Here is a 9,825-nt window from a genome sequence, read left to right on the forward strand (position 1 = left end):
AAACTGGTCATGGCCCTTTTTTTTAAATATAAAAATAGGCTAACTTGGCGAAGGAAAGGGTGCCTTGTATTGAAAAAAGAGAAACTTCGGACAGAGAATATATCATTTCAATATCCTGGGGCAGCCACTTATGCATTAAAAGATGTTTCATTTTCCTTGTATGAGGGAGAATGGGTATCTGTTATTGGACAAAACGGTTCAGGGAAGTCTACACTTGCAAAATTATTGAATGGTTTGTTTTTGCCGGAAGCAGGGACTATTACAGTAAATGATACAATGGTTTTATCAGAGGAAACGGTATGGGATGTTCGAAAACAAATTGGGATGGTATTTCAAAATCCAGACAATCAATTTGTTGGAACGACAGTGCAAGACGACGTTGTTTTTGGCTTAGAGAATATCGGAATGCCAAGAGAGAAAATGGTAGAAAGATTAGATCAGGCCCTCAAACTTGTCCGTATGGAAGATTTTCTTAATGATGAACCTCATTCGTTATCTGGTGGGCAAAAGCAGCGAGTGGCAATAGCAGGCGTTTTAGCACTTCAGCCATCTATTTTGATATTAGATGAAGCAACGTCAATGCTAGATCCTCAAGGGAGACGTGAAGTAGTAGAAACGGTTAGACAACTTGTTAATCAAAAAGGTATTACCGTGTTATCAATTACGCACGATTTAGAAGAAGCGGCGCAATCAGACCGTGTCATTATTTTAAATAAGGGAGAAATATTAGAGGAAGGGACTCCAAAGCAAATATTCAAGTCCTCTCATATGCTCCAAGAAATTGGATTAGATGTACCATTTTCAGTGAAAATAGCAGAATTATTAAAAAGAAATGAAATTCTCTTGCAAAATACGCATCTTACAATGGAAAGCTTGGTGAACGAACTTTGGAGATTACATTCCAAAAAGTAGAACATCGTTATCAATATAAAACTCCATTTGAAAGACGCGCACTTTATGATGTAGACGTGTCGTTTCCAAGTGGGGGCTATTATGCCATTATCGGTCATACTGGTTCAGGTAAGTCGACGATGATTCAACATTTAAATGGTTTATTGCAGCCGACGAATGGCACAGTTCAAATTGGTGAACATTTCATTTCGGCAGGAAAGAAAGAAAAAAAGCTAAAGCCACTACGTAAAAAGGTAGGGGTTGTCTTTCAATTCCCAGAACATCAGTTGTTTGAAGAGACTGTGGAGAAGGATATTTGTTTCGGCCCTACTAATTTTGGGGTATCTGTAGAAGAAGCGAAGCAAAAGGCAAGAGAGGCAATTGAACTTGTAGGGTTAGAGCCAGAACTGTTAACACGTTCACCGTTTGAGTTAAGTGGTGGGCAAATGAGGCGTGTTGCGATAGCGGGTGTATTGGCGATGGAACCCGAAGTGCTTGTATTAGATGAACCTACAGCAGGACTAGATCCAAAAGGGCAGAATGAACTTATGGAGATGTTTTATAAGCTGCATAAGGAAAAAGGTCTTACGGTTATCCTAGTAACACATAATATGGAGGATGCTGCTAAGTATGCGGAGCAGATTGTAGTCATGCATAAAGGAACGGTCTTTTTGCAAGGAAGTGCAGAGGAAGTATTTTCACATGCTGATGAACTAGAGAAAATTGGCGTGGATCTTCCTATGTCTTTAAAGTATAAACGTGCAATTGAAGAGAAGTTTGGCATTTCAATCCCAAAGGCTACCTTATCTTTAGAGGATCTTACTCATGAAGTTGTGCAGGTGTTACGAAAAGGTGGTCATGAATCATGCAGCAGTTGATTATTGGAAGATATATTCCAGGGAAGTCTCTTATTCATCAACTTGATCCACGTACGAAGCTGCTGATTGTCTTTTTATATGTATTTGTTGTTTTCTTAGCAAATAATGCGATTTCATATGGATTTTTATTTTTATATGCACTCATTGCTTTATTTTTTGCAAAAGTGCCGATTCGTTATGTACTTTCGGGCTTAAAACCAATTCTATGGATTTTTCTTTTTACATTTTTCCTGCATATTTTTACAAATAAAGAAGGGGAAGTACTATTCCAGCTTGGTTGGTTTTCGATACATGAAAAAGGATTAGAGCAAGGGATATACATTTCTATACGATTCTTCGTTATTATTTTAATGACGACATTATTAACGTTAACGACAACACCTATTGAGATTACAGATGGTTTGGAGACGTTATTAAAGCCGTTGAAACGTATAAAAGTTCCTGTTCATGAAATCGCATTAATGATGTCAATTTCTCTTCGTTTTATTCCGACATTAATGGATGAAACAAGTAAAATAATGAAGGCACAAGCTTCACGTGGTATTGATTTCGCAGGAGGGCCGATAAAAGATAGGATAAAAGCTATTATCTCACTACTCGTTCCTCTATTTATCAGTGCTTTTAAGCGTGCTGAGGACTTAGCAATTGCTATGGAAGCACGTGGGTATCAAAATGGCGAAGGACGTACTAAATTTAGGCAACTACGCTGGAAAACAAGCGATACAGTAACGATTATAAGCTTACTTTGTTTAGCTTGTATTTTGGCATGGGTGCGATCGTAATGGAGAATAGAGAAATGGATAGAATAAAATGTACGGTTGCATATGATGGCATGCATTTTTGTGGTTATCAAATTCAGCCGCAGCATCGTACTGTTCAACAAGAGATTGAGAAAGCTTTGCAGAAATTGCATAAAGGAGAACTTGTTCGTGTTCAGGCATCGGGCAGAACGGATTCTACCGTTCACGCTAAAGGACAAGTCATACACTTTGATACACCGTTGTCTCTTGAAGAGTGGCAATGGAGTAATGCATTAAACACAATGTTGCCAGATGATATTGTTATCAGACAGGTAGAGAAAAAAACAGAAGAATTTCATGCGCGTTACGGTGTCGAGAGAAAAGAATATCGTTATCGTGTATTATTATCAAAGACTGCGGATGTATTCCGTAGAAATTACGTATATCAATATCCATATCCGCTCGAAATAAGCTCTATAAGAAAAGCGATTCCTTATTTTATTGGAACGCATGATTTCACTTCTTTTTGTTCGGCAAAAACTGACAAAAAAGATAAAGTGCGAACGATTTATGAAATTGAGTTAATTGAGCAAGGCGATGAATTAATTTTTCGTTTTGTAGGTAATGGATTTTTATATAATATGGTCAGAATTATTGTTGGTACGTTACTTAGCGTAGGGCAAGGAAAGCTTGATCCTGATAGCATTCCAGAGATTTTAGCGAAACAAAATCGTCAGTTTGCTGGAAAGATGGCTCCAGGTCATGGACTTTACTTATGGCAGGTAAACTATAACAACTAATCCTGGTGTAACATTTGCTTGACATTAGAAACTCAAAAGTATATCATAACATATGGTATTGTTTCTAAAACCACGATTAGCCCCGGAAGGAAATCGTGTTTAAGATAAACAATAGATTTTTTCTATGGAAAAGATAACGAGGAGGGAAACACATGCGTACGACTTTTATGGCAAAAGCTAACGAAGTTGAGCGTAAATGGTATGTGGTTGATGCTGAAGGTCAAACTTTAGGTCGCCTATCTACTGAAGTAGCATCTATTTTACGCGGTAAAAACAAACCTACATTTACACCACACGTTGACACGGGTGATCATGTAATTATTATTAACGCTGAAAAAATTCATTTAACAGGTAATAAATTAAACGATAAAATTTACTACCGTCACACTAACCACCCAGGTGGACTTAAACAAAGAACAGCTCTAGAAATGCGTACAAACTACCCTGTACAAATGTTAGAGCTTGCAATTAAAGGGATGCTTCCAAAAGGACGTTTAGGACGTCAAGTATCTAAGAAATTAAACGTGTATGCTGGAGCAGAGCATCCACACCAAGCACAAAAACCAGAAGTTTACGAACTTCGCGGATAATCAATTAAAGGAGGGCTTACTTTGGCACAGGTTCAATACTATGGCACTGGACGTCGTAAGAGTTCAGTAGCGCGCGTACGCCTAGTTCCAGGCGAAGGACGCGTTATCATTAACGGTCGTGATTTTGAAAACTATATCCCATTTGCTGCATTACGTGAAGTAGTGAAACAACCTCTAGTTGCAACAGAAACTTTAGGTAACTACGATGTACTTGTAAACGTAAATGGTGGTGGATACACTGGTCAAGCTGGTGCTATTCGTCACGGTATTTCTCGCGCTTTATTAAAAGCTGATCCAGAATACCGTCTAACACTAAAACGTGCAGGTCTATTAACTCGTGACGCACGTATGAAAGAGCGTAAAAAATACGGTCTTAAAGGCGCACGTCGTGCACCTCAGTTCTCAAAACGTTAATTTTTGCGAACTACAAACCCCAACCATTTTGGTTGGGGTTTTTTTATGTTTCATTCCTCTTTTTTAATTTTTGTAGTTTGGAATATTTTAGTGCTATTCTCTCGCGTATGCTTCTTCTTTAGAAGTTTAGACTAATACGTATTAGGGAGGTTTATAAGTGCTATGAATGTCATTGTCAGCTTACAAGAAAAACAAAAAGAAAAGCAGTTGAAATATGAACGGAAGATGCTGCGAGAATTATCATTAAAAACATTACGTTCAAATATTAGGGATGCCTTTCAGATGCAGGAACTTCATCGTCAGTATGAAGATTACTGTATTGAATTAGGGATAGAATCGTATTTATTAGGAGCGAGATACAGTAAGTTTGGTTATTATGGTGAATCATTCTTTGATGTGAAATATAGAGCCTTAGAAGAAGAGCAACAATTAACGGAAACACTATTTCAATTTTTAACGAGCATGACTATGCGGGAAATTAAGTTACAAGATGAGGAATTACTTTTTGAATCTTGCCAGCAGTTTATCGGCTTATGGTGGCAGGAAGGGTATGAAAAAGGTGAAAGAAGATATCGATTAAAGCTTCATTAAGACAAGCATAAACTTTCCTCTTGTCCCATATAAGTAATTAGAGGGACTAGCTGGAGGAGGAAAGGTATGAAGAGAATTCGAATTATCTCTTTTGCACTCGCTGCGGTTGTTTTGTTTTTTTTAGTTAAACAAGAATTTCAAATTACAAAATCGTGGCGAGCTTGGAATTTACCCTTATCGGGGAAAGTGATTGTATTGGATGCTGGGCATGGTGGGCCAGACGGAGGGGCTGTTGGTGGAAAAGATATTATAGAAAAAGATATTACGCTTGAGATTACAAAGAAGGTACAAGATTATTTACAAGAACAAGGTGCACTAGTTATTTTAACACGTGAGGGAGATTATGATTTAGCTCAGAAAGATACAAAATCATATAGTAGACGTAAAGCAGAGGATTTAAAAAAGCGTGTAGAGATTATTAATAAGCCTGATGTAGACTTTTTTGCGAGTATTCATTTAAATGCTTTAACTAGCAGTGGATCGAAAGGCGCACAAACGTTCTACTACCGTTCTTCGGTTGAAAATGAACGTGCTGCGAAATTTATACAAGCTGAATTGAGAACGAGTTTAGAGAATACGAATCGTTCTGCTAAAACAATTTCTCATGTGTATTTATTAAAGTATGCGAAAACACCAGGTGCTTTAATTGAAGCTGGCTTTTTATCGAATGTAAACGAAAGGTATATGTTAAATTCGGAGAAATATCAGCAAAAGGTAGCGGCTGCAGTATATCGTGGTATATTACGTTATTTCACGGAAAAAGGGAATCCTCCAGAATAAGGAGGATTTTTTGAATTTCTCTCGTTAACGAAGTTTTCCGAAAATATGTTATACTGGAAATGTAAACGCATTTATTTCAAAAATAAAGAGAGATACATTTAATTAACATTACGTTATTTTTCATACAGGGGGCTGGGCTAACTATGGTAACGAAAGAGCAAGTAGTGGAAGCGTTAGAAGGGATTGTAGATCCGTTTTTACATAAAACGTTAAAAGAAACAGGTGCAATTAAAGAGGTAACAGTTAAGCCTGAGAAGGAACATGTAAGTGTTAAAATTGCAATCGTAAAAACTGGTACAGCGGAACAAATGCAATTGCAATCTGGAATTGTAAAGTTAGTAAAAGAACTAGGAGCAGCAACAGTAGGGCTTCGCTTTGCAGAATTTACAGAAGAGGAATTAGCTCAGTTTGCACCGGAACAGGAAGAAGAGCAAAATGAATCTTTATTGTCACCAAATTCAAAAACAACATTTTTAGCAGTGGCGAGTGGAAAAGGTGGAGTCGGAAAATCAACAGTTTCTGTTAACCTTGCTATTGCTTTAGCTCGTCTAGGTAAAAAGGTTGGTATCATTGATGCTGATATTTATGGTTTTAGCGTACCGGATATGATGGGGATAGAAAAACGTCCTGTTGTAAGAGGAGATAGAATCATTCCAGTGGAGCGTCTAGGTGTAAAGGTAATTTCAATGGGATTCTTTGTAGAAGATAATGCACCGGTTATTTGGAGAGGCCCTATGCTTGGGAAAATGTTAAATCACTTCTTTACAGAAGTAGAGTGGGGCGATTTAGACTATTTAGTTTTAGATTTACCACCGGGTACAGGTGATGTTGCGCTAGACTTACATTCAATGTTGCCAGCTTGTAAAGAGATTATTGTAACAACGCCACATCCAACAGCGGCATTTGTGGCAGCGCGTGCTGGAGCCATGGCTTTACGTACAGAACATAGTATTCTTGGTGTTGTTGAAAATATGGCGTATTTTGAAAGTAAAACAACTGGTGAAAAAGAATATGTGTTTGGAAGAGGTGGAGGAGATAAATTAGCTACAGAACTTCAAACAGAAGTACTTGGCCGAATCCCGCTTCAACAACCTGATTGGAATAAAGATGACTTTGCGCCTTCAGTATATGAAGATACACATACGACGGGTCTTATTTATCGTACGATAGCTGAGACAGTAATTGATAAAATAGCTGTCGCGCAAAAATAAAATAATAATGAGTGGACGATACATATATTGTCCACTCATTATTATAATTATTATTTTTACTGTTGCTCCTTTTTATCGTCTTGGGAACCACTTTCACCGCCTGCTTCTTTTTTATCAGATCCACTTTTTTCGGCCTTTTGTACACCTTTACTAATAATATCAATCATCTTAGCTTGGAAGAGTGGGCTTTCAGCAGTTTCTGTTAGTACTTGTTGTAAATATTGGCGGTATTCTTTGCTCTTCATTGTTTGTAACATCATTTTTTCTACTTCAGGGTTTTTCATAATTTCTATAACGCCTGCTTGGTATTCAGGGTCTTTTAGTAATGTTTTCATTAAGGTTGTTTGTTCTTTTCCCATACTTTTAGCGAATTTCGATGAGAACTCAGGGTCTTTAAAGAGCTTTTCCCAGAATTGTTGCCCTTTGTCGGATACCATTGCATCTTCAATCGTTTTCTTTACTACTGTTTCATCTAGTATGAGTGCTTGTTTCATTTTTTCATCAGTTAACACATCTTGAATGGCTTTCTTACCTTGATCGGTTTTTAAAATATCAACAATCATTTTCTTCGTTTGGTCATAATCAAGTTCGGACTTTGCTTCTTTTCCTTGTGCACATGCTACAAGTACAAGAAATAGAAAAGAAGAAGTCAAAACGAGCAGCATCCGTTTCATAAGTTGGAACTCCTTTCAACACAGTTCTCTCTTTTTAATATAAATATCTTTAAGGAATTTATACATGAACATGGCTAGCTTTTTGAAATTGTCATTGATACAATTTAATTAGAAATATAAGGATAATGGGGGATGTGTTGTGAATAGCCGCAAGTGGGTACGACTGTTTTTTACGACGTTGTTTCTTGGTGGGATTAGCACGGTCATTATTGGATTTGTTTTGGAGTGGGACAAGTACGTTAAATTTTTTCAAAATTTCGACGGAAAGGAAATTTTAGCAGTTTCCTTCTGGTTGATGGGTGTAGGATTTATTTTTAGTGTTATAAGTCAAATGGGGTTCTTTGCCTATTTAACAATCCATCGTTTTGGACTGGGGATGTTCAGGTCACCTTCTTTATGGAATGCAGTTCAGCTCTTCTTTATTGCATTCGTTTTATTTGATTTCGTGTATTTAAGATCCGTATTGATTGCAAATGGGGAAGTTTCGTTAGGGAATAACATACTTGTTGCAGGTGTATTATTTGTGTTTGGGGCGATTGTTGCTTACATAAAAAGTAAAGAAACGAATAGAAAGGCATTTGTGCCCGCTTTGTTCTTTATGGTTGTTGTAACAATTCTTGAGTGGGTACCAGCGCTTCGTATTAATGATACAGATTGGTTGTATTTAATGGTGATACCACTTTTATTATGTAATGCATATCAGTTACTTATATTACATCGTTTAATTGGAAAGGCGAGTAAGTCGGCTTAAGTAAGAGAGATTTTTGAGTTTTTATGCAGGGTGGTTGTACGAATATAAATATCGGGATGAAAAAAGCTCTACTACCTTAATGATAGGTAGTAGAGCTTTTTATGTGTGAAGGCACGAGGGGAAAGAATTACCTTACATCTTTACTTTTTGTACTTGTGTTAGAAATAAGTTGTGATACCGATATTTGCTCATATCCGTCACTCTTTAATTTTTGCAGAAGCAGTGGTAAAGCTTTATTTGTTTGAAGGGCAGAATCGGATGCATGTAATAAGACGATATCTCCACCTTTTAAATTAGTAGAGACATTGGAAACGATATTGTTTACACCTGGGTTTTTCCAGTCGTTTGAGTTATTACTCCAATGGACGATGGTGTATCCGAGTGATTCTGCTATTTTAAGTGTTGCTTTGTTAAAGTCTCCACTAGGTGGACGTAATAGTTTGACTTGTTTCACACCAAGTTTTGTAAAAACATCTTGTGCTCGTAAAAGATCTCTTCGTATTTCATTTGTCTCTAGAGAAGTGTAGGACGTGTAATTATAGCCCATACTACCGATTTCATGTCCATCTTTTATGATGCGTTCAACAACATCAGGGTGTCTTTCTGCCCATGCAGCAGAAACGAAGAAGGTTGCATTCTTAATGTCTCTTTCTTTAAGTGTATCAAGGATTGGAATTGCTTTTTTGTCTCCCCAACTAATATCAAATGTGAATGCAACTTGTTTTTTAGAGGTGTCTCCTTTGTAAATAACTTTAGGTCCTGTCGCTGTTGAAAAAGCAGATTCATGTGAATATGTTTTCAAAAAGAGAAGCCATGCTGTAAATAAGGAAAGTATCACTATTAAGCTAATGTGTTTAAAAGCTCGTTTACTCGTAATAAAAAAGAAAAACATAATATTACGCCCCTTTGTCCAATCCTTTTCAGTTACATATATGCTTTATATATTAAAAAGAGAACAAAGGATTAATATCGTAAGCAGTGGATATAATGAATGATAGGATTTTGATAAGTGAAAATGAGCGGAAAGTTTATTGCTTTGTAAGAAATGATTGAGGTGATGATTTGCTTGGGTTTATGTTAACGAAAGAAGAGAAAAAAGAAATGGAATACATATTGAAGAGAGAGTTAGAAGAACTTTTATTTGATTTTGAAGATGAACGTATTCATGACGTTGTAAAAAAGGCGATGGAAGAAAGATATAAAATCATTTTTTGTTTGTTTCGAAGAGTCGCTAATGCAGAAGAATGTATGCGTTATGTAAGGAAAAGAACTTTTTATTAAAAAGTGTTGACGTTAATGGTTGTTATATGATAAATTAATAACCGTCGCTGATGCGGAAACGCAGAAGACGATAAAAAAGAAATTAAAAAACTTAGTTGACATTGAAAAATGAAGATGTTAACATAAGGAAGTCGCAAATGAGCGACCAAGTAGTTCTTTGAAAACTGAACGAAACAAACAACGTGAAACGTCAATTTTTATTTTTAGATGCTAGACAAACTAAC

The 9,825-nt window shown here is 36.7% G+C and carries 13 protein-coding genes; 11 read left to right on the top strand and 2 right to left on the bottom strand.

All coding sequences use genetic code 11. The features are described 5' to 3' along the window. Positions 1-69 precede the first annotated feature (69 nt). The 9 genes from FS802_RS29270 (at position 70) to FS802_RS29310 (ending at position 6,895) form a co-directional block, all read left to right on the top strand. A complete protein-coding gene (locus tag FS802_RS29270) occupies positions 70-912 on the top strand; it encodes an energy-coupling factor ABC transporter ATP-binding protein (protein ID WP_000711780.1) in 843 nt (280 codons plus the stop codon). Beyond that, positions 888-1,769, top strand: coding sequence for an energy-coupling factor ABC transporter ATP-binding protein (locus tag FS802_RS29275; protein ID WP_000406519.1), 882 nt, complete (start codon positions 888-890; stop codon positions 1,767-1,769). The genes FS802_RS29270 and FS802_RS29275 overlap by 25 nt, the downstream gene beginning before the upstream one ends. After that, entirely contained in the window at positions 1,757-2,551 is a 795-nt protein-coding gene (locus tag FS802_RS29280; protein ID WP_001186519.1) for an energy-coupling factor transporter transmembrane component T family protein, read from the top strand. The genes FS802_RS29275 and FS802_RS29280 overlap by 13 nt, the downstream gene beginning before the upstream one ends. Before the next feature lie 14 nt (positions 2,552-2,565). Further along, complete coding sequence (truA, locus tag FS802_RS29285; protein WP_002096935.1) at positions 2,566-3,309, top strand: tRNA pseudouridine(38-40) synthase TruA; 744 nt, start codon at positions 2,566-2,568, stop codon at positions 3,307-3,309. A 152-nt stretch (positions 3,310-3,461) separates the two neighbouring features. After that, positions 3,462-3,899: a 50S ribosomal protein L13 gene (rplM, locus tag FS802_RS29290; protein ID WP_001260795.1), complete on the top strand. Its 438-nt coding sequence runs from the start codon at positions 3,462-3,464 to the stop codon at positions 3,897-3,899. Between the two features lie 21 nt (positions 3,900-3,920). After that, the gene (gene rpsI, locus FS802_RS29295) at positions 3,921-4,313 is read left to right on the top strand and encodes a 30S ribosomal protein S9 (RefSeq protein WP_000079986.1); all 393 of its coding nucleotides are present in this window, start codon (positions 3,921-3,923) and stop codon (positions 4,311-4,313) included. Positions 4,314-4,475: 162 nt separating this feature from the next. Next, positions 4,476-4,904, top strand: a complete 429-nt coding sequence (locus tag FS802_RS29300) for a YbaK family protein (RefSeq protein ID WP_001101006.1) — start codon at positions 4,476-4,478, stop codon at positions 4,902-4,904. Positions 4,905-4,970: 66 nt separating this feature from the next. Beyond that, complete coding sequence (gene cwlD, locus FS802_RS29305) at positions 4,971-5,684, top strand: N-acetylmuramoyl-L-alanine amidase CwlD (protein WP_000822446.1); 714 nt, start codon at positions 4,971-4,973, stop codon at positions 5,682-5,684. Between the two features lie 143 nt (positions 5,685-5,827). Continuing rightward, the gene (locus tag FS802_RS29310; protein ID WP_000256605.1) at positions 5,828-6,895 is read left to right on the top strand and encodes an Mrp/NBP35 family ATP-binding protein; all 1,068 of its coding nucleotides are present in this window, start codon (positions 5,828-5,830) and stop codon (positions 6,893-6,895) included. Between the two features lie 56 nt (positions 6,896-6,951). Here FS802_RS29310 and gerD read toward each other — a convergent pair whose 3' ends face one another. Further along, on the bottom strand, positions 6,952-7,569 hold the full coding sequence (gerD, locus tag FS802_RS29315; protein ID WP_000827524.1) for a spore germination protein GerD: 618 nt from the start codon (positions 7,567-7,569) through the stop codon (positions 6,952-6,954). A gap of 139 nt (positions 7,570-7,708) precedes the next feature. On the opposite strand from gerD, the gene kbaA reads away from it, so the two are divergent. Further along, a complete protein-coding gene (kbaA, locus tag FS802_RS29320; protein WP_001088514.1) occupies positions 7,709-8,320 on the top strand; it encodes a KinB signaling pathway activation protein KbaA in 612 nt (203 codons plus the stop codon). A gap of 127 nt (positions 8,321-8,447) precedes the next feature. On the opposite strand, the gene pdaB is transcribed toward kbaA, so the two are convergent. After that, complete coding sequence (pdaB, locus tag FS802_RS29325; RefSeq protein ID WP_000464700.1) at positions 8,448-9,212, bottom strand: polysaccharide deacetylase family sporulation protein PdaB; 765 nt, start codon at positions 9,210-9,212, stop codon at positions 8,448-8,450. Between the two features lie 170 nt (positions 9,213-9,382). Here pdaB and FS802_RS29330 point away from each other — a divergent pair, with 170 nt between their 5' ends. Beyond that, complete coding sequence (locus FS802_RS29330; protein WP_000900298.1) at positions 9,383-9,601, top strand: hypothetical protein; 219 nt, start codon at positions 9,383-9,385, stop codon at positions 9,599-9,601. Positions 9,602-9,825: the final 224 nt, after the last annotated feature.

The organism is Bacillus sp. DE0042 (assembly GCF_007680225.1).
Lineage (GTDB): Bacteria > Bacillota > Bacilli > Bacillales > Bacillaceae_G > Bacillus_A > Bacillus_A wiedmannii.